Source organism: Priestia aryabhattai B8W22 (assembly GCF_000956595.1).
Taxonomy (GTDB): Bacteria; Bacillota; Bacilli; order Bacillales; family Bacillaceae_H; genus Priestia; species Priestia aryabhattai.
Genome location: NZ_JYOO01000001.1, coordinates 145,601 through 169,421, shown reverse-complemented (window position 1 = coordinate 169,421; position 23,821 = coordinate 145,601). Strand labels below are relative to the sequence as shown.

Genomic DNA, 23,821 nt, shown 5'->3' with positions numbered 1-23,821 from the left:
ACTAGGGGAGGTACGGAAAATGGGCTTTATAGAGTATGAAAAAAAGGGAGAAATAGCTTACTTATATTTAAACAAGCCAGAAAAAAGAAATGCTATTGATTCCGTTATGTCAGATCTATTTCTTGATTACTTAGAAGAATATAAAACTGATTCTCAAGCAAGGGTCTTAATTATTACTGGAACGGGAGATAAAGCATTCTGTAGTGGTCGTGATCTAAAAGAGGCAAAGGAAAATCCAGAAGCATTCAAAAAGAAACCGTTACGAGGTAGATTGTTTAATGCAATTATTGAAACATATAAACCTGTCATATCTGCGCTAAACGGTGCTGCTGTAGGAGCAGGGTGTGAAATTGCACTTGCTAGTGATATTCGTTTGGCTCGGAAAGATATTAAAATTGGCATGCCCGAAGCCAAAAGAGGTATGGGAGCTACATTTGGAGCCACTATTTTGCCTAAATTAATCTCACCGAGCTTTGCAGCGAAAATGCTATATACAGGTAAGCTAGTATCAAGCGAAGAAGCCTTGCAGGTGGGCCTTATAGATGAATTATTAGAGGATCAAGAACAATTAATGCAGAGAGCAACTGAAATAGCAGAAGAAATATGTGAGTGTGCTCCTCTTTCTGTACAACGTATTAAGGAAACAATATGGAAAACGATGGATGTACCATTATTTCAAGCACTGCAGTTAGATATTGGACCAAACGTATATGAAAGCGAAGATCGTATTGAAGGCGCTCAGGCATTCCTTGAGAAACGAAAACCTGTTTGGAAAGGCAAGTAAAATAAATGAAAAGTTAAAGTGAGGTAACCTACCGATATTTGTATATTTTCAGGTTACCTTACTAATTGTCATAAATGATTCGTAAAGGGTGAATAGCTTGTTTCAACATATTAAGGTGGAGAAAGATGAATTCGTCGGAACTATAACTATTGATCGCCAGCGATTAAGAAATGCTTTAAACAAGGCGACAATTGATGAATTACAAGTAGCAGTAGGTGAATTAGAAGAAGATCCTAAGCTAAGGATAATAATTATTACAGGAGCAGGTGAGAAAGCATTTGTTGCCGGAGCAGATATTAAGGAATTACATGAAAGAACGATGTTGGAAGCACTTGTTCCAGGCATGCAGAAAGTTTATAGAGAAATTGAACAGTCAAGTAAAGTAACCATTGCGGTAATTAATGGTCACGCTTTAGGGGGAGGGTTTGAACTAGCTCTTGCATGTGATTTAAGAGTGGTAGCCAACCACGCCAAAATGGGTTTACCAGAATTAAACTTAGCTATTATTCCCGGTGCAGGCGGAACACAACGATTAATGCGAATCGTTGGTAAAGGAAGAGCATTGGAGATGATTCTTACTGGAAAAATAATCAATGGACAGGAAGCAGAACGCATTGGACTTGTTACCCAGTCGGTTGAAAGCAATGTCTTATGGAACGTTACCAATCAGTTAGTTGAATCTATCTTATCAAAGGGACCGTTAGCTCTTAAATTAGCCAAAATGGTCGTAAATCGAGGGCAAGATGTGGATTTAGATACAGCCTTAATGTTAGAGAAACTTGCACAAACAGTTTTGTTTGCTTCAGAAGAAAAGCATGAAGGAACACAAGCTTTCTTGGAAAAACGAAGACCGAATTATCATGAAATATAACAAAAAACACCTGTTAGAAAGCTAACTTCCATATGAAGAAGGAGTAGATAAAAAATGAAGGACGCTGTTATTGTTGAATCGGTTAGAACACCTATTGGTAAGCTTGGAGGAGCTTTAAGCAACGTGCTTGTAGACTTTTTGGCTGCAAAAGTTATTAAGGAAATCGTAAATCGCTCGGAACTAGACCCTGGTTTAGTAGATGAAGTAATACTGGGTCAAGCAAAGCAAAATGCTGACTCTTCCAATCTTGCTCGACTTGCCCTGTTACGGGCTGAACTTCCCGTTCAAATACCAGGATATACACTTCACAGGCAATGTGGTTCAGGTTTACAAGCTATCAATAATGCAGATATGCAAATCAAATTAGGTTTGAGTGACGTAGTTATCGCAGGGGGAGCAGAGAGTATGAGTACAGCCCCTTATTATATCCGTCAAGCTCGTTATGGATATCGTTCCGGAAATGGCCTGTTACTTGATCCAAATACAGAAAGTCAGCCATACTCTCAACCTATTGAAGAGTACGGACCTCTAAGAATGGGTGATACTGCTGAAAACTTGGCTAAAAGGTATAAAATTGATCGAGTTGAGCAAGATGAGTTTGCATTAAGAAGCCAAGAGTTCGCTCAAAGAGCAATTAATAATGGGCTATTCAAAAGTGAAATTGTTCCTTATGAAGTTAATAACCGAAAAGACTCATTTTTATTTGAATCAGATGAACATCCTCGGTCAACTACATTAGAAAAACTATCAACCTTAAAACCTGTATTTAACCCTAATGGAACTGTGACGGCTGGTAACGCAAGTGGACGAAACGATGCAGCTTCTGCAGTACTTATGATGAGTGAATCTATTGCAAGGGAAAGAGGTTTTACACCGAAAGCTAGAATTGTAGCTCATGCAAGTTCAGGCGTATCTCCTGAAATCATGGGAATTGGACCGGTGTACTCTACACAAAAAGCATTAAATATGAGTGGTTTATGTTTAGAGGATATAGGACTAATCGAGTTAAATGAAGCTTTTTCTGCTCAGGCACTAGCTGTTATTAAAGAATTAAATTTAAACCTAGAGACAGTCAATGTAAATGGGGGAGCAATCGCCCTTGGTCATCCAATTGGGGCTACAGGTGCTATTTTGACAACGAAATTACTTCATGAGATGGAACGTCGAGGAGAAAAATATGGATTAGTTACTCTATGTATTGCAGGAGGGCAAGGAATTACTACTATCTTTGAAAATCTACAAGTTTAAAATGGAGGTAAATCAATGACTAAAATAGCTGTTATTGGATCTGGCGTAATGGGAAGAGGAATTGCATATGTTGCAGCCCTAAATGGTTTTTCTGTTGCATTACATGATATTAATAATGAATCGCTACTAGTAGCAGAGAATTATATTAAAGATGAATTAATTAAAAGTAGAGAAAAAAGGATATATTTCAACATCTGATGTAGAGAAAAGTATGAAAAATATCACTTATTATTCGGATATGAAATCTGCAGTGGATGATTGTGCCCTTGTAATCGAAGCTGTATTAGAAATCATGGAAATCAAAATAAAAGTGTTTAAGGAATTAGATAGTTTATGTTCGTCTGAAACAATCTTAGCAACAAACACATCTACCATGAGTCCAACGGAGATAGGCGCCCAAACTTCTCGTCCGGACAAAGTGATCGCAATGCATTTTTTTAACCCTGTTCATAAAATGAAATTAATTGAAATTGTACGGGGGCTTGAGACGTCAGAGGAAACTGTAGAGTATGTAAGAGCAATTGGAGCAAAAATGAAAAAAGAAACGGTCGAGGTAAATGAATTTCCCGGTTTTATTACAAGCCGAATGAATTGTCTAATTGGAAATGAAGCAATGAATATGCTGATGGAAGGCGTAGCTTCCGCGGAAGATATTGATAAATCTATTAAATTAGGATTAAATCATCCTATGGGGCCCCTGGCTCTCGCAGATTTAGTAGGATTAGATACACGATTAAGGAACATGGAATATCTCCATCATACACTGGGGGAAAAATATCGTCCATGTCCTTTACTTACAAAGTATGTAAAGGCGGGTAAACTAGGAGTTAAAACCGGTTCGGGATTCTTTGATTACTAATAATAAGATTTCACTAAAAATCGATAACTGTAAATCAGTGAAATAGTTTTTACTATTTCACCATTGGGAATATATTGTAAACGCTACCATTAAAACGCTGAATATGGACCTTTAAGGGGGAAAGTGAATGTTAACTGTGCTAGGATTAACCATGATAACGGTATTTACATATTTTATTATGTCGGGCCGTTTGTCTTCTTTTACCGCACTTACAGTGATTCCACTTCTTTTTGCTATTGCTGGGGGGGTTTGCTGCAGAAGTTGATGACATGATGCTTGATGGAATTAAGCTTGTAGCTACTTCGGCTGCATTTCTCCTATTCGCCCTCCTGTTTTTTGGAATAATGATAGATGCTGGTATGTTCGATCCTTTAATTAATAAAATATTAAAAGTTGTTAAAGGTGATCCGCTCAAAGTTGCTATTGGAACAGGCGTCTTGACTCTTCTAGTATCACTGGATGGAGATGGTACAACAACTTTTATGATTGTTATCTCTTCTATGCTACCTTTATATAAAAAGTTGAATATGAACCCTTTAGTTCTAGCCACTATTTCTATGCTTTCTTTTAGTGTAGTTTGTGGTTTAACTCCATGGGGTGGACCTGGAATCCGGGCGTTATCAGTTCTAGGACTAGAACAAACAGATTTTTTTATTCCTCTTATTCCAACGTTAATTGGTGGAGCTATATGGGTTATTTTTGTATCGTTTATTTTGGGTAAAATGGAAAGAAAACGATTGGGTATCATTGATCTCAAAGAATCTCATATTGCGGAATATGCCTTCTCTTTAGATGTAGCTGCCAATGAAGAGTCTTCAATTAAAAGACCAAAAATGTTATGGGTAAATCTCATATTGACTTTGCTTGTGATGGGAGTATTAATATCAGATCTCGTAAAACCAGCAATTTTATTTTTAATTGCAGTTGTAATAGCTATGTTTATTAACTATCCGACTATTGAACAACAAAAGGACAGAATTAAAGCTCATGGCGGAAACGCTTTAATGGTGTTACTAGTTGTATTTGCCGGTGGTGCTTTCACTGGAATTTTATCAGGCACAAAAATGATAGATTCAATAGCAGCAAATCTGGTTTCGATTCTTCCTGAATCATGGGGACATTTTTTCCCCGTAATAATTGGCTTGGTTAGTATTCCTTTTACATTTGTTATGTCGAATGATGCTTTTTATTTTGGCGTAGTTCCCATTTTTGCAAATACTGCTTCTGCTTTTGGAATCGAACCAATAGAGATTGTTAGGGCAGTAGTTTTATCACAATCGGCTCATTTTTTACTTCCATTAGTTCCAGCTACAATTTTACTAACTGGTATGTTAAAACTCAATATTTCAGAGTATGTACGCTTCGCTTTTAAGTGGTCAGTTCTTACATGTTTAGTTTTAATTTCACTTGCATGGTTAACAGGTGCAATTATGACGTGATAAGCTCAACTTCATATGAACTTGGTATAATAAGCGACTAAAAGTATGTGACAATACAAAATGAAGAAACTTAAGTATATTCAAGAACATAGGTATGAACAAATAGATAAGTAAAAAATACTCATTACTATTTCAATTTATTAAAAAATAAAAACACATACTAATGAAATTAGTATGTGTTTTTTATTCGACATGTCTTATATCACGAGAAAAGAGCATTTGTTGTTCCTAAGTGTGAGGGGTAAAACTTGAATTTATAAAAAGTGAGTTTGAGAAATTGCTTCTATGAATGAAGGGCGTTCAGGAAATTATACCTTCTTAAAAATAGGAAAGTCGCAGTAAAAGAAATAGCTATTAAATAATAATTGATATTCTGTAATTTAGAAGCTTAATATCTTGTAGAAAAAGTATGTATTTGTCGTCATTAAGAGTAAAAGTTAAAACTTTATTTTATATACTCTTCTTCATGCCACATTCTCTACATTCACGTAAGAAAACGCCACCTTTTACGGAGCTTTTGAAGTAAGCTGAGTTACAGTGATCGCAACGGCCACTAACCTTATTCGGAAATTCCACATGGTCATACACTTTATCAAGATCGATTTCTTGCTCTTTTATTTCTTCCAGGTTGATCACTCTTTTCTATTTGACTTTTATTAGACTAACACAATTAGGTCTATATAAAAGGTGTATGTTAAAATTACTTTGTTTTTTCCACTAGTTGCACCTGAAAAATTTGCGTTTCTTGAATACCTGCTCTTTGGAGTTCCTGTTTAAATGATTCTCTTTGAACCGTCACGTAACGTGTAGACTCTAAAATTGTACATGAATGTACCTCTACCCAAATAAGTGATTCCTGTACACGATTTCTTCAGGAACTAAGCCAAGCGAACATCAATTAGCTCGCTTAATCTCATTTTATTCTTTAACTCAAATACATCATCAATAAAAATAAATAAATCCCCAAGAGAATCAACAAGCTGAATGAATCCTGTCTCTGTTATGCAATGACCTTGCTTATATTATTTCTTAAAGGCATAGGCTCTTTCACGCTACGAAAGGTTAATATTTCAATAACAGTTCGTCGTTATTAAAATATCATTCACTTCTATGAGACCTGTCTAAATAAAATGTACGCGAAATGAATAATAATTTTCTTGATTTATCTGTCGTATATAAATATAATGTAACTGAAGTACGCAAAAAGAGAACATGAAATTAAAAATATACTTTTCGTTATTATCATTTTTTTGATTCCATTCATTACCTATATACAAGAAACGTATGTTTATTATAATAAGATTACAGTATGAAGAGGCTGAAGGAGATACCCCAACTTAATGCTGTAGTTTCGTTAATTAAGTTACACATGAAATAAATCCTAAATTCCTTTAGATTTCGGAGAAGATATATGTAGTTACGACGATTGAATTTTTTGAAAGCGATATCATTCTATTCGAAGAAAAACATTTTAAGAGATTTAATTATTTTAACAAGTTATAGAGATATCTAGTGTTATTGCTATCTTATCTCTAGACACTAGATAAAGAAGAAGATATTTCTTTATCTGAAATGAAGGAATAATAGATGAGGATATATTGTCTAACATTCATATAAATCTAGAAGTGACTATTGCTACATTTATATGAATGTTAGACAATAAACAGGATTTCAGAAAGGTTAAAAGGATAATAGAAAATCTCTTTATAAACGATACTATATGCTCAGGTATATAAGGGGAGCCGAAAAAGTGTACTTTTACAATGAAGATTTTGAAAACGCTTTACTGAAGGGGGGAGTTAATTTCAAATCATATGATTACCATTTATTTTAAAGATTATTCACACATTGGACTTATTTTTAATTATTGTCTTTTTTATAGACGCTAGCCTAAGCATAGGCTCTCTTTAAGTGTTTTAATGAACCGCAAATTGAAAGGGGTTACAACTATGAAGAAATTGGGATTAGCTACACAAATATTTATTGGACTTGCGTTCGGTATTGCTATAGGCGCTATTTTTTATGGAAATAATACAGTGATGGCCATTCTTCAACCTTTAGGGGATATTTTTCTTCACCTAATTAAAATGATTGTTATTCCTATCGTTGTATCCGCACTCGTCGTATCTATAGCTGGTGTAGGTGACATTAAAAAGTTAGGAAGACTAGGTGGAAAAACCATTCTTTATTTTGAAATTGTTACTACAATTGCATTAGCAGTGGGCTTATTAGCTGCAAATTTATTCCATCCAGGTAGTGGTATAGATATGGGGAACCTTGAGAAAGGTGATATATCCAAATATGAAGAAACATCTAAAACAACTGAGAGTGCAGGTGTAGCAGCTCAAATCGTTCATATTATCCCAACCAATATATTCCAGTCGTTGACTGAAGGGAATTTATTAGCGATTATCTTTTTCTCAGTCTTATTTGGTCTAGGAGTTGCAGCAATTGGAGAAAAAGGCAAACCAGTTTTAAACTTTTTTGAAGGTGTACTGGAATCCATGTTTTGGATGACGAACTTAGTTATGAAATTTGCTCCATTTGGCGTATTTGCTTTAATTGGTTTGAATGTGGCGAAGTTTGGAATCGGTTCATTAATCCCTTTAGGAAAGTTAGTACTTGTTATATATCTGACCATGATTTTCTTTGTTTTTGTAGTATTAGGTATTATTGCAAAAATGGCTGGAACTAATGTTTTAGTTCTTATAAAAATCTTAAAAGATGAGTTAATTTTAGCGTTTACAACCGCAAGCTCTGAAGCAGTATTGCCAAGGTTAATGACTAAAATGGAGAAATTTGGTTGTCCGAAAGCTGTCACATCATTTGTTATTCCGACAGGATATACCTTTAACCTTGATGGGTCATCCATTTACCAAGCCATTGCTGCCCTTTTCATTGCACAAATGTATGGGATTCATTTATCTTTCATAGAACAAATTACACTTTTACTTGTATTGATGTTGACTTCTAAGGGAATGGCAGGAGTTGCAGGAGCATCATTTGTTGTTGTATTAACAACATTGGGCTCAATGGGATTACCTCTAGAAGGTATGGCATTCATTGCTGGTATTGATCGCATTTTAGATATGCTTCGTACATCTGTCAACGTAGTAGGTAACGCATTAGCTGCTATTGTGATGTCTAAGTGGGAAGGCGGATTCGATAAAGAAAAAGCAAAGCATTATACAGATTCTATTAGAAAATCGGACGTAGCATAAAAAAATTTCTTTTTATGTAAAGAAGGAGATCAATGTTATGACAAATATAGAAATACCAGAAAAACAAAATGTAAGAATTGAAAAAGATTTCCTAGGAACAAAAGAAGTTCCTACTTATGCTTATTATGGGATTCAAACTTTACGAGCAGTTGAAAACTTCCCAATAACAGGATATCAAATTCACCCAGAGCTTATTAAAGCATTAGGAATCGTTAAAAAGGCTGCTGCTCTTGCTAATATGGAAACAAAAAGGTTATATGATGGGTTGGGTAATGCAATTATTGAAGCAGCAGAAGAGGTTATTGAAGGGAAAAGAAACAATCAATTTATTGTTGATCCAATACAGGGTGGTGCGGGGACCTCAATGAATATGAATGCAAATGAGGTTATTGCAAATAGAGCTTTAGAGTTACTTGGTCACAAGAAAGGTTCTTATTCCGATTTAAGCCCTAATAGTCATGTAAACATGTCACAATCAACAAACGACGTATTTCCAACTGCTATCCATATTGCAACGCTTAATTTGTTAAATAAGTTACTGAAAACAATGAATTATATGCACAGTGTATTTCAGAAAAAGGCAGAACAATTTGATTCTATTATAAAGATGGGACGTACTCACCTACAGGATGCAGTTCCAATCCGTCTTGGTCAAGAATTTGAATCATATAGTCGTGTTCTTGAGCGCGATATGAAACGTATTAAGCAATCTTATGGACATTTATATGAGGTTAATATGGGAGCAACTGCAGTTGGAACAGGTTTAAATGCAGATCCACGTTATATCGAAAATGTTGTAAGATATCTAGCAAATATCAGTGGTTTACCACTTAAGAAGGCCAATCATCTTGTAGACGCGACTCAAAATACAGATGCTTATACAGAAGTCTCTGCTAGCTTAAAAGTGTGCATGATTAATATGTCTAAAATTGCGAATGATATCCGATTAATGGCATCTGGTCCTCGTGCAGGATTAGCTGAACTTATATTACCAGCTCGTCAACCTGGTTCATCTATTATGCCTGGAAAGGTCAATCCTGTCATGCCTGAAATGATTAATCAAGTAGCTTTTCAAGTTATAGGTAATGATCATACAATTTGCCTGGCATCGGAAGCAGGTCAACTTGAACTAAATGTGATGGAGCCTGTTCTTGTGTTTAACTTGCTTCAGTCAATCAGTATTATGAATAACGCATTCCACGTCTTCACAGACCATTGTCTAAGAGGCATTGAAGCAAATGAGGGACATTTAAAAGAGTATGTAGAAAAAAGTGTAGGGATTATTACAGCCGTAAATCCACATATCGGATATGAAGTAGCAGCACGAATTGCTAGAGAGGCTATTTTAAATGGGAAGTCGGTACGAGAACTATGTTTGCAATATGACGTATTGACTGAGGAGGAGCTTGAGTTAATTTTAAATCCCTATGAAATGACGAACCCAGGTATATCTGGCAGCTCCCTTTTTGACAGAAATTAATTTTCGAAAGCGTGCTTCATATTAAGTTTATCGTATAAGCCACCTACTTTGGATATCCCTAGGTGGCTTATTTTCTGTATACACGTCAAAAAATACCAACTGCCATTCAAACCATGCTATTTTTTATACTCCAAGTACCACCTAAATGCTTTTTTTCATGGAACACTCTCGACGTTCACGTAGAAGAATGCGCTATTTGTCGTCAATAAGAATAAATAGTAAAAGTTTCAATTTTATAAGATAGTTTTTACATTTACTCTTTTGTATAAAATAAAGACTTATTGTGCTTTTGATTTAATTTATATCAGGAAAAACATAATAACCTTAAATGTTTATAAATTTTCTATTTAATTACCATGAATATGATAATTCCTTAAAAGATCAGAAGATATATAACATGAGGAGGGAATAACCATTTCCTATTACGAAGAATATAAATAGTGATGTTAATTATTGTTTATGAAATACCTACAATTTACTTAGGACAAAATCCCTTAGAGGTATGCAATAAAAAAGATGTTTTAAACCGTCTCTTTTTAGTTAACATATCTATTTACAAATTTAATATTCTGGGATGTAAAAAAGTTTAATTTTATACATATGTTGTAACTTATCTGAAATAGTCCTGTCATAAAGGTGTGTTATGATTTAGGGGCACTATACAACTAAATAAAGAATATAAGCAACTTAACATTTCATCATTATCAATACACTTTTCAATATGCTTAGTCCTCTAATCCTCATCTATTAGAGGACTATTTGCTTTTTAAGATAAAAGGAGGGACACTTTGCAGTATATACAACAAGAAAAATTACATGCAATTAAAGAAACTATTTTGCAACGAAAAGAAAAGTTAGCTGAAAATAAAAGACTAGATCTTGCAACGTCTCATAATATCTATACAGAGTTGACTACTTTTCGCTTGGACCTTCTTACCACTTATGCCGATTCTCTTTTGGTGGAAAAAGAGGCAGCAAATGAAGTCATGGCACAGTGGGGAAACAATATGGCTAATTTATTAGTCAATCATGGACTACCATTAAACCTAGCTTTAGAGGAGATTAGCTATTATCGAGATGTAATCGGAGAAATAATAAAAGAAGAAGCAAAGAATAATGATTTTTCCCTCGATGCTTTTTATCAAATCATTTCTCACTTTAATAGCATTGTAGATAATGCCATTCAGTTCGTAAGTAAGTCGTATGTAAAAGACTACACTGAAAAAATAAATTACGCTCAATATGCCATTGATGAGTTATCTGTTCCCGTTGTTCGTATGACAGAAGAAATAGGCATCCTTCCTTTAGTAGGTGATTTAGATACCAAACGGGCACAGTATTTGATGGAGAGTGCTTTAGAGAAAGGAAGCCATTATAAATTAAAATGGCTTATTATTGACTTATCAGCTGTGCCCATTATTGATACGATGGTAGCAGATCAACTGTTTAAAGTAATAGCTGGACTACAGTTATTAGGAATTGAAGTCGTTATCAGTGGGATACGTCCAGAAATCGCTCAAACCATGGTGAGCTTAGGAATAAAAGTTGAGGGAGTTAGAAGTTTCTCTAGTTTACATCAAGCTGTTCAGTATACAAATTCATTTACAGAATCTTTAATGTGAATATTTTTATGGATTATGAGCAAACTACACCAGACGCTGTGAAGCTTCTATTTGGAAATCCTAACTCCTTGTTGAGTTGACGACATGCATTTTAGAAAAGCCACTGATATACGCCAGTGGCTTTTCTCCTTTTTAATTATATATGATATATAGTTAGTTAACATAAACACTCTTCCGGTACACACGACAAAAAGAACCCCTTGTGCCACAAGAGGTTTAAGATAATATCACGACTTACTTTATGCAGCTTTTTATACATCCCTGATATAACGGGTTTTTCTCTCCGGGTGATTGAAGATAAGGTGAATAAAAAGTGCACATTTTATATATATGCTCGTTCGGAAAAATATAGTTTTTATGGAAATAATATGTTATTATACTTCTGCACATGCATTTTAATAGTGAAAAGCCACCTGTCCTGCAAATACTGGGTGGCTTTTTATTTTTCTAATAGTAAGTTTTCTTCAATACAGAAGCTCTAAAAAGTATAGTTTTTTTAAACAGCACTGTACTTCCCAACTATCTAACGTAACGAATACATTATGTGTAGCTGGACCTTGGTAGCATACACATACCTTATAGTCTTTTTATTCTTCAGGGTCTATCAGTTGTTCACCTTGATAAAGTTCATATACGTACGGGCTATCAGGCTGGTCAATGGACTCAATCTGTTGAACCTGAATATAGGGGACATTTTCTCCGTTATACGTAGTTTTTTGTATGATTCCTTTTATATGAACCCAAGTATCTTTTTTTAATGCCGAGGCATTTTCTAGTGTAGATAATAAGCCGTATACAGATGCATCTGCTGCACAACAAGATATTCCAAAGCGAGCAACAACGAATTGGCTATCTTTAAATCCTTTTTCACGATATACAAAGCCATTGACCTCTATTTTTTTCCCAATGAACTGCTCTGTGTTGCTTTCAATAATGCTCATGACTGGAATATAAGCGGTGTCATTTATAGAAATTTTCGTTTGTTCCAGTAGCTTCTTTTCGAGTAATTCATAAAAACCTTTAGGCGCTACTTTAGCTGCAATACCATTTTGATGTGTGGTTGGAACGTTCTTTGGTGTGTCATTTGAATTTCCAGACAATAAATCATTCGTATCTTTTTCTAGTTCTGAATTAGTGGCAGAGATGTTTTTATCACCTCGGGTTTGTTGCTGAGTATCAGGTTTGTTAACTGCAAAATTTAATCCTCTTTTTACTGCAACCGAACTATCAAGTGTGTGGTTAGAAAATAAAAAGCCCGTCATGATAGGCAATAGAAATAAAGAGTAAATAAGCGTTGTTCGAATTTTTCCTTTTTCCGTATGATCATGACCGCATTCACAAGATGAATCCTTATTTAAACTACTTCGCCAAATTTGTATAATTCCCAACAAAAAAAAGGTACCAGAAGAAAACAATATAAAAGGCATCATTTTAGGCGCAATAAATTGAATGATTTTACCTGTTAATATGAGTTTAAACATGAGGAGGGAAAAACCAATTAGTAATATTCCCCTTATATAAATGATAAATTGCTGATCAATTTTATTCATACCATTTCTCCTATCTACTAACTATTCCATAAGTCATGACGATAAGATACACAATCACAGTAATGATAAGAATCAGACTAAATGCAAAACGTTTTTTAAAAAAGGACAATAGCATAATGGTGTTTTTAAAATCCATCATTGGTCCATATAGTAGAAAGGCAAGAAGAGCTGTAGGTGAAAATGTATGAGAAAAAGATGAAGCAACAAAAGCATCTGCTTCTGAACAAAGTGAAAGTACATAAGCAAATCCCATCATAACGGCAGAAGACATATAGTCATTGCTTGCAAGGTTCGTCAATAGTTGTCTATCTAAAAAGGTTTGAAATAGACTTGCTACGAGTGCACCAAATAATAAGTATTTGCCCATGTCGAAAAATTCATCACCGGCATGATATAACGTTTGTTTTAATTTGTTGCCTACGTTTGCTTCTTCATGTTCATGAACGTGTACATGTCGTAGCTGATTTGAATTTTTAAAAAAGAAATAAACGGATAAACCAATTAAAAGACAAGCCACAGCAGCCAGGCCCATACGACTGTAGACGATGGACGTATTTGACTGGAATGCATAAAAAGTAGCAGCAAAGACAACGGGATTTAAAATGGGTGCCCCAACTAAAATGACAATGCCGATATGAAGAGGCATTCCTTTTTTTAATAAACGCCTTATAACTGGAATAATGGCACATTCACAAACCGGTAAAAGAGCACTTACTAGAACAGCTGGTAAAAGAGCTATATAAGGATTTTTTGGAATCAGACGTTGAATGAATTCTTCTGAGACAAATACTTGAATAAGGGCAGATGCAAATACTCCCAGCAAGATAAAGGGGATAGCTTCAAGTACAATGCTTAAAAAAATGGAGTTTACATTTAATAAAGATGCTGGAATGGCTAAATCATTTGTATTTATATTAACAAAGAAAAAACAGTAACCAAAAAGCATTAGTAACAGCACACCAATTAGGTCTTTACTTAACTGTGATAGAGTTGTCATAATCTATCGTTTCACCTCCAATTACTAGAACTATATGATAGAGTTTGAACAAGTTATGCACCTCATAAAAAAGAGTTAATATAAAAAATTTATTTAAAAGATAAAAACCTCGAAAATAGTTATTATATCCTTTTATCAAAACGTAATGATTACGATTTTTATATATATTATGTAAAAATTATAAGATATATAACTAGGAAAAATTAATACATTTAGTTTTTCCATTTCTTATCTTAGCATCATTGAATTTAGCACTAGAATATAGTGAGAGTGGATATATGAATTATTTGTATGGTGGAATCTTCCTGTTTGTTGGCCTATTTCTAATCACTGTTTTGTTTTCGTATCAAAATACGCATATTGATCCAGCTTTTGGGACTACATTAAAATACCAAATTTATGCTTTCCCGTTATTTTTAATCGCTAATATGTTAATTGGATATGGAATCAAATTTGGGTTTTAAAGCTGTTCATAACTTAACATTTGTTCTACTGACGTCGAAAAGGGATGGAAGTAATAATTTCCGTATTAATAGGTTACCTTTTCTTTAAAGAAGCTCCTACGTGAAAAACCTTACTAGGAATTTTTATTATGGTTATAGGGGTAGTTATTTCTAAAATGAAGTAGAGAGGGTGACAATTCAGTATGAACTAATTAAAAAGAAAGAGGTATTATAAAAAATCAATAAAATATTCTTTACCTATCAAATAAAGAGATTTTAAACATCTACAGTAAAGAAAAAGAATGAAAGAATAACACCTTTCATTCTTTTTTATATAGGTTAATTCTTTTTATAAAAAATATATCTATCATTATCCTAAAACAGAGATAATTTTATTGCTTACTGTCGCGTAATAAAATTTACATTATTTTAATACTTATATTGTTATAAAATATATAAGTTGGTAAAATAAAGAAAAATGATTGGTGGTATCTAGATATTAATGAGTATTAAAGAAAAGATACTAATGAAACATGCAGAAAGAAAACTACATAAATTACAAATTGAGCTTGTGCATTTTATTCCAGGAAGAATTAGACTTCGATCAACCGTTTGGAAAGAGAATAAAAAACTAGTTGAATTAATTATTTTAAATTTGAAGTCTCAAGTTCTTGTCTATGATGCAGTCTTTACGTTAGATACCGGAAGTTTACTTATTACATATAAAGCTTCCCATATGACAAATAACAAAGAACTTGAAGAGTGGTTTCAACTTATTGAACAAATATATCAAGAAGAATATAGAGCTTAAGGAAAGGGAGGGATGAGCATGCTTCCTACTGTAATTGGTTTAGGTGCCTCTTTTATTGCCCCAAAAATTATGTCTCAATTCCGTGATCAAAAAATAAAAGTAGTGCATGCGATGCCGGGGCGACTGCGTATACAATGTGACAGTTGGAAGCACCGTATCATTGCACATGCTCTAACGGAAGAAGTAAAAAAACAATCCTCTTATTTTAACATCGGAAGCTTCAGAACTAACCGGAAGTTTGCTGCTTCAATTTGTTGTACCTCATATTAACCAGGAAGAGCTAGATGAACTGATGAGTTATATCGTACAAATAGCAGCTAACGCCATTTTAAACAAAGGTGCTACATTGATGAATGGCATGACTAATACACTTGGATTTATAGATAAAGGGATTAAAAAGCAAACTAATGGCTTTGCTGACTTTGATAGTTTATTTGTTCTATTTTTATTAGGAAAAGGAATTCAGACGTTTGGAAGTGCGCCTGCTTTCTCTGCAAGCTTACTTTATTGGTCATACAACATCATTAAAGATAAGGGGGAAAAGAAAAGGTGATGATGTTCGGGGTAAAGGTAGCTCATTCTCTCCCTGGAAGAACCCGATTTTATATACCTAAACAGCTAGAAACAAGCCATATTGAAACTTGGTTACGCTCTTTTCCAGGGGTATATTCTGCAAGCTATAATCAAGTAACCGGAAGTCTACTCATTTATCATCATATTACTCTCTCTTTATACAGTCTAAAATCATTCATCCATAAATATAAACATACACTAACGCAAGCAGCATGTTCATGGAAAAAGTCTATACCTATCATAGCTTGTGGAACTATTTTTTTAGTTAACTGGTACCTTCAGCGTTCTTCATATCCTGCTATAGTAAAAGCACTTTCCTATTGGCTTAGCACCTTTACTGCTATTAGTACTTCCTATGATGTAATTAAAGATGGTGTTGTTCATGTCCTAAAAGAACGAAAAGGTAATGCTAATACATTAACGGCTGCTTCTATATTCGCTTCTTTGTATATGAAGAATCCAGGATCGGCTTTAATTATCACTTTGATGTCTACTATTAGTGAACTATTAACAGACTATACGTCTGAACAAACCAAACATTATATTCACTCCGTCCTAAAATTAGATGTCTCGTATGCCTGGAGAGTAAAGGAAAGGGGCGTTGAAGAAAAGGTTTTAGTCGAGGATATTCAAGTTGGTGATAAGGTTGTAGTTTTTACTGGAGAAAAGATCCCAGTGGATGGAATCATAATAGAGGGGACCGGTACAGCAGATGAAGCTTCAATTACTGGGGAGTATATGCCACGAGAGGTAAGTGGTGGAGATAATGTGTACGCTGGAAGTGTTTTACAGAGTGGACACGTTGCGGTAACAGTTGAAAAAGTAGGAGAAGATACATCCCTCTCTAAAATTGTAAAATTGTTGGAGGAAGCACAAGATAAACGCGCTCCTATTCAAAATATAGCCGATACAGTAGCTGAAAAAATGGTTCCTGTTTCTTTTGGCTTGGCACTGCTTACATTTTTCTTCACTCGAAACCTTAACAGAGCGATGAGTATGTTAGTTATTGATTTTATTTGCGGAATTAAATTATCAACAGCCACAGCTTTATATGCATCCATTGGACGTGCTGCAAAAGAAGGGGCTATTGTTAAAGGCAGTGATCATATTGAAAAGATGTCTAAACTAAATACAGTTATTCTTGATAAGACCGGAACTATTACAGAAGGAACGCCTGTGGTTCAGCAAGTAATTGCTGCTGAAGGCTTTAACCAAGAAGATGTCATTCGTTTAGCTGCAGCAGCTGAGAAAAATTCTACCCATCCTATTGCTGATGCAATTATGAAGCAAGCGAAAGATTGGAACATTTTAATTCCGATTAGAGACAATAATGCTCAGGTAGAAACAACGGTAGGAAAAGGAATTTCCACTTGGTTAAATGGTAAAAGAGTTGTTGTTGGAAGTTTACGCTTTATGAATGAATTAAAAGTTAAAACAACCAACTTACTTCAACACATGCAAAACGACGAAAATGTGATTTATGTTGCTTATGATCAAACACTTGTAGGGGTAGTTAGCATTTTTGACAAAATACGTTCTGGTATGCACCGCGCAGTGAATAATCTTCGACATCAAGGTATCAACGACATCATTATGCTTACTGGAGACAAGCGAACGGTTGCAAGAGAGATGGCGCTTCGCTTAAAACTGAGCTGGTATCATGCAGAGGCTTTGCCAGAGGATAAAGCCTTTTATGTAAAAAGGTATGGGAAATCAGGAGCTGTCATGATGGTAGGTGACGGCATTAACGATGCACCAGCTTTAGCTCACGCTCATGTAGGTGTAACGATGGGTGCGAAACGAACAGACATTGCTTCAGAAGCCAGTGACGTTATTATTACGTCTGATAACCCAGAAATGCTTTCTGAGTTAGTTGAACTATCTAAAAAGACCATGAACATTATTAAACAAAACTTTATTGCCACGTTTGCTATTAATGGTATTGCAATTTTATTGGGTGCTTTAGGTATCTTCTCTCCAATTGTGGGAGCAGCTATTCATAATGCGGCCACTATTGGTGTAGTAATAAATAGTGCAAGAATCTTATGGTTAGGGAGGGAAACCAATGAATCCCAAATTCTATGTTCTGCATGATATACCAGGTCGTATTCGATTTCATATCCCAGCATTGAGAGATAAGAAAAATCATGTGGAAATTGAGCATATGTTTTCTGCTTTAAAAGGTATAGCGAGTGTGAGAATAGAACCCACCATTCAAACCATGCTTATTCACTATGATGTTTCACAACTTTCTCGCAATACTATTTTTCGTTATGTATCTATCTTTTTTCAGCAAACGCGTTTAGATCCACTAGATGATATTATGATTCAAATGGATCCTGCCACACGAAATGATTGGCTACGTACATTGTTTTCTGGGGGCTTACTTCTACTGGCAGGTATTCGAAAATCATCTTTTTATAAACCAGATGCACTCGTATATGGAGCAGTAGTCGCAACAGGCTATACGGTCTTATCCCATGGTACGAGCAATAAAATGAGGCACCCAGATATTTTAACTGGAATTGTTACGATGCTATCTCTAGGGCCATCAAATATGCTATATGTAGCGATGATTACATGGATTGTGAATGTGTTGGAATTGTTACATGAAAAGCAGAAAGTGCAATCACAAAAGTTATCTACAATTACGTAAGATATTCATTCATACCTTTTGTATGAATTGATATAAAAAACTTAGGATTATGGGGGAGTTTTATAATGATTAATCGCGATTTTCTAATGGGATTTGTATCAGGAACAGTGGTAGGCGCAGTAGGCTACCGTTTATATGAACAAAACGGTGGGCAATTACAACGTTTGGTTCAACCTAAACAGGCATATGGTGGACAACAAACTATTTCATCTTATCAACCTTCTATGGAAGAGCTTCAAGCACAAAAAGAGCGTCTAGAAGATATGATTGCTGAATTACAAGTAAAATAATGATAAAAAGAGTGAGAGATAGTTCCAGGCTATCTCTCACTCTTTTTACTTCATAATGAAGGGGGATTATTTTTACATGATTAGATATTTTTGCTATATCCAAAAAGTTTCCTGTGGCAAACTATTTCTTTTATTATATTCTGTGATTTTAAAATTATCAATACTTATACAGAAAAATACTCCAATTTTACAAGTGATGGATGACTGTATATTATATATAGCTATACTTAACATAATGTGCTTTTTTGGAACCCAAAAAACTAAAACATAAAAAATCAAATAAAAGTCAAAAAAGACTACCTGATTTGGCAGTCCTTTTTCTTTTCCTTATGAAAAGTGACGATTAATAGTATCTTCCACTCTTGTTAACATACCTTTATAAGACCCTTCATCAAGGTATCCAATACTTCCAAATAGTAAATGTTCTACCGTTTCGATTCCAGTAAAATCAAATATTCCAATATCAGATGTTACTTTCAATCCTGCTGTCATACCAATCTCGTCATAGACTTCATTAGGGGTACCATGGGTATTAATAATTAACCCCTTTTTACCTTTCAAGAGTTTAACAATCCCTTCTGGACCAGGCATATAAGCAAAACCATAGGCAAATACTCGATCTACATATCCTTTAAGAATAGCTGGAAGTCCCGTCCACCAAATAGGATAAATAAATGTTATCGCATCTGCTTCAGAAATGAATTCTTGTTCTGTTTTAATGTCATTAGGTGTCTTTCCTGCCTTCATAGCCTCCGTATCTTCTGGTTTTAAAACAGGTTGGAAATTAAGTTCATATAAATCACGCACGGTAACTTTGTGTCCATTTTTCTCTAACGCATTAACGGTTGTATCTAAAATCGAATGATTTAAACTCTCTGGATTAGGATGAGCGTAAACAATAAGATGTTTCATAGCAAATAACCTCCGTGTATTTATTTTTTATTTGTTTACTAAAGATAATTTAATATTGAAGTAAATTTTTTAATAATCTACAGTATTCCACTGAAGATTATTAAAATTATTGAGTGAATTTCTCTGGAAACTTCTTCACAACTCCCGTGGAGATCGTATCTGCCATTAAGATGATATGTGAGACTCCTTCATCAATCGCACCAATTCTTGCCTCCCAATCTTTTGCTAAGCTCGCAGATAAATCATTTGCCACCAATTTCAGATGCATATACAGTAATTTTTTCAGATCCTCATTTTTTAAATAAGGGTTAGCATGGCTAAGGAACGCTGCTATCTCATCAGCATTTCGATACCATTCTTTGTTTAGCTGATTCACCAAGGCTTTCTTTCCAGTTTTAGCTGCATCTACAATCTTTCCGGCAAGGATAATATGTTCCTTAAGCAACTCTGTAAGTTTGTTCCCAGCTTGCTCCCCGTATACTGGTTTCACAGCATTCCCTATATCCTCTTGATTTTTAAGCAATCTTGTCAATACCTGCTTTTGGTCTTCTGATCCTGCTGTTGTTGCACTTGTAATATAATTACTTGTCCACAGTACATGATCCATCCAAAGTCTTCTGAATTCATTTTCAAACGTTACCTCAGATTGGCTAATACGATGTTCTTGAGCTTCAGCGACAGTATTAATGGGTCCAGCCAACATATTCAGTGGAAATAATAAGATAAATCCTACTATTACTATTCTCTTCATAAAACTACTCCTTCCAAATTAAATGATTATCGACCTTATTATTTGTATAGGAGATTTTTTACATTCCTCAAAACGTTACTTTCTAATCGTAATTCTTTATAGAGTACGTCACATGCCCAATTAGCTAACACGGATGAAAGGTTATAGAGGATCTCTTTCTATAAGAGCGTAGTAGAAAATTCCAAATTCTCAGCTCTTGTATTTATATATTCATAAAGAGTATTACTTGTCTCATATGCTTATATAAAACCCTAGATGGAAAAGAGGTGAAAAATGTGAAGCATATGCTGATGGTATGTAATCAACATGTGAAGGAGGGACTTGTACGCCTTGAAATTCCCCATGTAAAGAAGATTCACCACTCTAAACATACCTGTTCTTTTTGTAATAAAAAGGCTGAAATAAAAATCTATTATTCCATCGCTCAAAAACATAGTAAAACCAATTTATAGTATGAAGGAAAATAGTATGAGAAGCCTAAAACTTTGGGCGCTTTCAGCAAAAATAAAGCCGCAATACTCGATCTACATTTGTTGGTCTTTTACTAATATGTAGGGCTGAAAATCAAAGAGGACTAGTCAATATGCCTTCTTTTTATACAGCAGTGCCATTCATCTAAATAATATAATGGATTTAAGAATATATTGAAAAAGCTCAAGTCTGAAAAGATTTGAGCTTTTTTATGTGAGCCTAAGCATGTCCAGGCATAAAGCAGAATAACTTAGAATGAAACTAATTTACAATTGTAGGAGGGGTAATAATGACTAACGCATTTGTTGCACAATCCCTAGACGAAATTCGTTTTTGGGCAAGGATTATGAAGGAACACTCATTGTTTCTTCGATTAGGTTTTAGATGTGAGGATACACAATTAATTCAGGAAGCGAATCAATTTTATCAATTGTTTGAAGAAATTGAACAACGGTCTCATTCATTTAATAATCAAACAGATCCGGAGCAAATCAAAAGATTCAATTCAGAAGTCCAACAAGCAGCCACAGGTATATTTGCTTTTAAGAGAAAAGTTTTAGGCTTAATCCTAACCTGTAAACTACCGGGTTCAAATAACTTTCCTCTTTTGGTTGATCATACTAGTAGAGAAGCCAACTATTTTAGAAAACGATTAATTGAATTAAACGAAGGGAAATTGAAGCCACTTGCTGATGCCATTATAAAGGAAAATGTCTTTTTTTTAAGAATTATGGCTGATCATGCCCAGTTTATAGGTCACCTTCTTGATCCATCCGAACGAAAACTTGTTGATATGGCCAGAAACTTCAGCCATGATTTTGATCAATTAGTTTTTCAAGCAAGAGATTTAGAGTCTATGAAACCACAATCTCAAACGGTTCCTCTTTTAGATCAATTTCTTGATCAGAATCGTGTGTCCGTAGCTTCCCTTCGGGACTTTAAAAAAACAGCTAGAGATTTAATTGAGGAATGTAGAATTAAAAGCATTATCCATCCTCTTCTGGCTGATCATGTTTTTCGAGAGGCTGAAAGGTTCCTTCATATTATCGATATGTTTGAAAAGAGTCTTCAAGCACATAAATAATACATTGATGTTAAATTTGAACTTTCTTCTTTACGAATCTTAATGACTTACATTCAAAGGCTTCGGATTTTAATGAAGCCTTTTGTTATTACCTTTGGTGGTATGTAATTTGAGGGAAACCTATCTTCTTAACCTTTATAAGATTACATTTTTTATGACTCCGTTGATTTCTTACACCGCCTAGAATTTTATATATGGGTTACTCACATAGACGATGCTTTTTAGGATTGCTGCGAGAATTTTTTTACATAGCCTTTAAAAAATGATAATGATATTCATTTTCAATTGTGATATTATAATTTAGTACTTATATTTTGTTTATTGGAGGAAACAACATGTTTATTGAGGTTTTAAGACAAAACAAGAAGGTCTCTATACTCTTAGCTGTATTACGTATATATCTTGGGTATACATGGTTAATGGCTGGATGGGGGAAAATAGCAGGCGGACAGTTTGATGCTTCTGGTTTCTTGAAAGGAGCATTAGCACAAGCAACTGGAGATCACCCAGCAGTTCAGGGATGGTGGGTTGTCTTTCTAGAAAACTTAGCCATTCCTCATGTAGAACTATTTAATACATTAGTACCTTGGGGAGAATTATTAGTCGGAATAGGGTTATTGATTGGTTGCTTTACTAAAACAGCCGTATTCTTTGGTCTTGTTATGAATTTTTCTTATTTGTTTAGTGGTTCCACGAGTACCAATGTACAACTTGTTTTATTGTCTATATTTATTCTTATTTCTGCTTTAAATGCAGGTAGATATGGAGTAGATGGTGTGTTGCTATCACGACTTAAAGATAAACTATTTTTTAATAAAACCACTGAGGTCAAAGATGTGGCTTAGTTTCTTTACATAGGTTCATAAGATCACCAACATAGGCGGTCTTTTTTATTATTTACGGATGTAGGTAAACCTTATAAAAGGTCAGTATCAATTACTTCCAACTTGTTAATCATAACAAAAAAGGAGGTGTGATAATATGGAGCAAAATATTCTTTGTGAAGTAAACAACTGTAAATATTGGCATTCTGGCAACAAATGTAGTGCGGATGAGATATATGTTGTCAGCCATAAAGGCAAACAGGCATCAAATAGTGAGGATACAGATTGTAAAACATTTATACCAGAAGCCTAATAAATAAGGGTAGCCATAAGGAAGATGGTTACCCTTATTTATTAATAATATTGATATTAATAATCATTTTCATTCATAATTGTTTAATTTTTAACTTCTTTTCATTTTAAAATAATAAGTAAGGTAATATAAGAAACGTTCAATAAACCTTATAAGTGAAGGTTCATTGAACGTTCTTATAGTTCTGGAAATTTCATTATAGTAACTAAATCCGTATATTGTGACGATAAGAAAAGAGGGATAAGAACAACTCTATTTTTCTTATCTGCAGCACAACATTTAAGAGAACAGAACTTACTTGTAGCCCGTATAGGTTTGTATTCTTTTCTACAGATTTTACACTCTTTAATTGAATGTTTAATATAGGCTTGTCCTTTACATGATTGAGAGCAGTATTTCGCATTTTTATTATAACTTTTAAACTCAGAATCGCATATTTGACAAATAAATTGAGCCAAGATTAAATTCCCTCCTATCGCATTACATATCCAAAGGATAAAATGCATAACTTTCCTTGTTTTTATTTGGATGTTTTTTCCTTTAAATTTTGTTTGACAAGTTATTATATTCTAATGATAATTAAGAGGTCAATGATAATGATTTTCATTACTATATAGGAGTG

The 23,821-nt window shown here is 34.3% G+C and carries 22 protein-coding genes and 2 pseudogenes; 18 read left to right on the top strand and 6 right to left on the bottom strand.

Annotated features, from left to right (window positions below):
• Nucleotides 1-19 precede the first annotated feature (19 nt).
• From N178_RS00705 to N178_RS00685, 5 genes and pseudogenes are all read left to right on the top strand, one after another.
• Nucleotides 20-784 carry an enoyl-CoA hydratase/isomerase family protein gene (locus N178_RS00705; RefSeq protein WP_045289632.1) on the top strand — a complete coding sequence of 255 codons (765 nt, stop codon included), beginning with the start codon at nt 20-22 and terminating at the stop codon, nt 782-784.
• Nucleotides 785-881: 97 nt separating this feature from the next.
• A complete protein-coding gene (locus N178_RS00700) occupies nt 882-1,655 on the top strand; it encodes an enoyl-CoA hydratase/isomerase family protein (protein WP_045289630.1) in 774 nt (257 codons plus the stop codon).
• A 54-nt stretch (nt 1,656-1,709) separates the two neighbouring features.
• Nucleotides 1,710-2,903, top strand: a complete 1,194-nt coding sequence (locus tag N178_RS00695) for a thiolase family protein (RefSeq protein ID WP_045289628.1) — start codon at nt 1,710-1,712, stop codon at nt 2,901-2,903.
• A gap of 15 nt (nt 2,904-2,918) precedes the next feature.
• Nucleotides 2,919-3,762: pseudogene (locus N178_RS00690) on the top strand (3-hydroxyacyl-CoA dehydrogenase family protein).
• Between the two features lie 127 nt (nt 3,763-3,889).
• Nucleotides 3,890-5,201, top strand: a pseudogene (locus N178_RS00685) (CitMHS family transporter).
• 450 nt (nt 5,202-5,651) lie between these two features.
• On the opposite strand, the gene N178_RS28005 reads toward N178_RS00685, so the two are convergent.
• The gene (locus tag N178_RS28005; RefSeq protein ID WP_475264690.1) at nt 5,652-5,828 is read right to left on the bottom strand and encodes a DUF8096 family protein; all 177 of its coding nucleotides are present in this window, start codon (nt 5,826-5,828) and stop codon (nt 5,652-5,654) included.
• A gap of 1,322 nt (nt 5,829-7,150) precedes the next feature.
• Between N178_RS28005 and N178_RS00680 the strand changes: the two genes are divergently transcribed.
• The 3 genes from N178_RS00680 to N178_RS00670 all read left to right on the top strand — a co-directional run bounded on the left by N178_RS00680 (nt 7,151) and on the right by N178_RS00670 (nt 11,524).
• Nucleotides 7,151-8,422 carry a cation:dicarboxylate symporter family transporter gene (locus tag N178_RS00680; protein WP_045289626.1) on the top strand — a complete coding sequence of 424 codons (1,272 nt, stop codon included), beginning with the start codon at nt 7,151-7,153 and terminating at the stop codon, nt 8,420-8,422.
• A 37-nt stretch (nt 8,423-8,459) separates the two neighbouring features.
• On the top strand, nt 8,460-9,902 hold the full coding sequence (gene aspA / locus N178_RS00675; RefSeq protein ID WP_045289624.1) for an aspartate ammonia-lyase: 1,443 nt from the start codon (nt 8,460-8,462) through the stop codon (nt 9,900-9,902).
• 788 nt (nt 9,903-10,690) lie between these two features.
• On the top strand, nt 10,691-11,524 hold the full coding sequence (locus tag N178_RS00670; RefSeq protein ID WP_045289622.1) for an STAS domain-containing protein: 834 nt from the start codon (nt 10,691-10,693) through the stop codon (nt 11,522-11,524).
• A 587-nt stretch (nt 11,525-12,111) separates the two neighbouring features.
• Here N178_RS00670 and N178_RS00665 read toward each other — a convergent pair.
• On the bottom strand, nt 12,112-13,074 hold the full coding sequence (locus N178_RS00665; protein WP_045289620.1) for a TIGR03943 family putative permease subunit: 963 nt from the start codon (nt 13,072-13,074) through the stop codon (nt 12,112-12,114).
• Between the two features lie 10 nt (nt 13,075-13,084).
• Entirely contained in the window at nt 13,085-14,071 is a 987-nt protein-coding gene (locus N178_RS00660; RefSeq protein ID WP_045289618.1) for a permease, read from the bottom strand.
• 278 nt (nt 14,072-14,349) lie between these two features.
• Between N178_RS00660 and N178_RS27355 the strand changes: the two genes are divergently transcribed.
• The 7 genes from N178_RS27355 to N178_RS00635 all read left to right on the top strand — a co-directional run bounded on the left by N178_RS27355 (nt 14,350) and on the right by N178_RS00635 (nt 18,844).
• Nucleotides 14,350-14,535 carry a hypothetical protein gene (locus N178_RS27355; protein ID WP_237758358.1) on the top strand — a complete coding sequence of 62 codons (186 nt, stop codon included), beginning with the start codon at nt 14,350-14,352 and terminating at the stop codon, nt 14,533-14,535.
• A gap of 481 nt (nt 14,536-15,016) precedes the next feature.
• Nucleotides 15,017-15,325 carry an HMA2 domain-containing protein gene (locus N178_RS00655; protein ID WP_237758357.1) on the top strand — a complete coding sequence of 103 codons (309 nt, stop codon included), beginning with the start codon at nt 15,017-15,019 and terminating at the stop codon, nt 15,323-15,325.
• Between the two features lie 18 nt (nt 15,326-15,343).
• Nucleotides 15,344-15,595, top strand: a complete 252-nt coding sequence (locus N178_RS27350; RefSeq protein WP_237758356.1) for a hypothetical protein — start codon at nt 15,344-15,346, stop codon at nt 15,593-15,595.
• Nucleotides 15,564-15,878: a hypothetical protein gene (locus N178_RS27345; protein WP_237758355.1), complete on the top strand. Its 315-nt coding sequence runs from the start codon at nt 15,564-15,566 to the stop codon at nt 15,876-15,878. Before N178_RS27350 ends, N178_RS27345 begins: the two co-directional genes overlap by 32 nt.
• Complete coding sequence (locus N178_RS00645; RefSeq protein WP_237758369.1) at nt 15,878-17,992, top strand: heavy metal translocating P-type ATPase; 2,115 nt, start codon at nt 15,878-15,880, stop codon at nt 17,990-17,992. The genes N178_RS27345 and N178_RS00645 overlap by 1 nt, the downstream gene beginning before the upstream one ends.
• A complete protein-coding gene (locus N178_RS00640) occupies nt 17,964-18,554 on the top strand; it encodes an HMA2 domain-containing protein (protein ID WP_045289614.1) in 591 nt (196 codons plus the stop codon). The genes N178_RS00645 and N178_RS00640 overlap by 29 nt, the downstream gene beginning before the upstream one ends.
• Nucleotides 18,555-18,619: 65 nt before the next feature.
• The gene (locus N178_RS00635) at nt 18,620-18,844 is read left to right on the top strand and encodes a hypothetical protein (protein ID WP_011106165.1); all 225 of its coding nucleotides are present in this window, start codon (nt 18,620-18,622) and stop codon (nt 18,842-18,844) included.
• 327 nt (nt 18,845-19,171) lie between these two features.
• On the opposite strand, the gene N178_RS00625 is transcribed toward N178_RS00635, so the two are convergent.
• Nucleotides 19,172-19,756, bottom strand: coding sequence for an NAD(P)H-dependent oxidoreductase (locus N178_RS00625; RefSeq protein WP_045289608.1), 585 nt, complete (start codon nt 19,754-19,756; stop codon nt 19,172-19,174).
• Nucleotides 19,757-19,862: 106 nt separating this feature from the next.
• Nucleotides 19,863-20,507 (bottom strand): hypothetical protein, encoded by a 645-nt coding sequence (locus tag N178_RS00620; protein WP_045289606.1) that lies wholly within the window; start codon nt 20,505-20,507, stop codon nt 19,863-19,865.
• A gap of 760 nt (nt 20,508-21,267) precedes the next feature.
• Between N178_RS00620 and N178_RS00615 the strand changes: the two genes are divergently transcribed.
• From N178_RS00615 to N178_RS25610, 3 genes are all read left to right on the top strand, one after another.
• A complete protein-coding gene (locus N178_RS00615) occupies nt 21,268-22,062 on the top strand; it encodes a DUF2935 domain-containing protein (RefSeq protein WP_045289604.1) in 795 nt (264 codons plus the stop codon).
• Nucleotides 22,063-22,397: 335 nt separating this feature from the next.
• On the top strand, nt 22,398-22,907 hold the full coding sequence (locus N178_RS00610; protein ID WP_045289601.1) for a DoxX family protein: 510 nt from the start codon (nt 22,398-22,400) through the stop codon (nt 22,905-22,907).
• A 136-nt stretch (nt 22,908-23,043) separates the two neighbouring features.
• Nucleotides 23,044-23,199, top strand: coding sequence for a DUF1540 domain-containing protein (locus N178_RS25610; protein ID WP_075422865.1), 156 nt, complete (start codon nt 23,044-23,046; stop codon nt 23,197-23,199).
• Between the two features lie 176 nt (nt 23,200-23,375).
• Here the strand turns inward: N178_RS25610 and N178_RS00605 are convergent, their stop codons facing one another.
• Nucleotides 23,376-23,657: a hypothetical protein gene (locus tag N178_RS00605; protein WP_045289599.1), complete on the bottom strand. Its 282-nt coding sequence runs from the start codon at nt 23,655-23,657 to the stop codon at nt 23,376-23,378.
• Between the last annotated feature and the right edge of the window lie 164 nt (nt 23,658-23,821).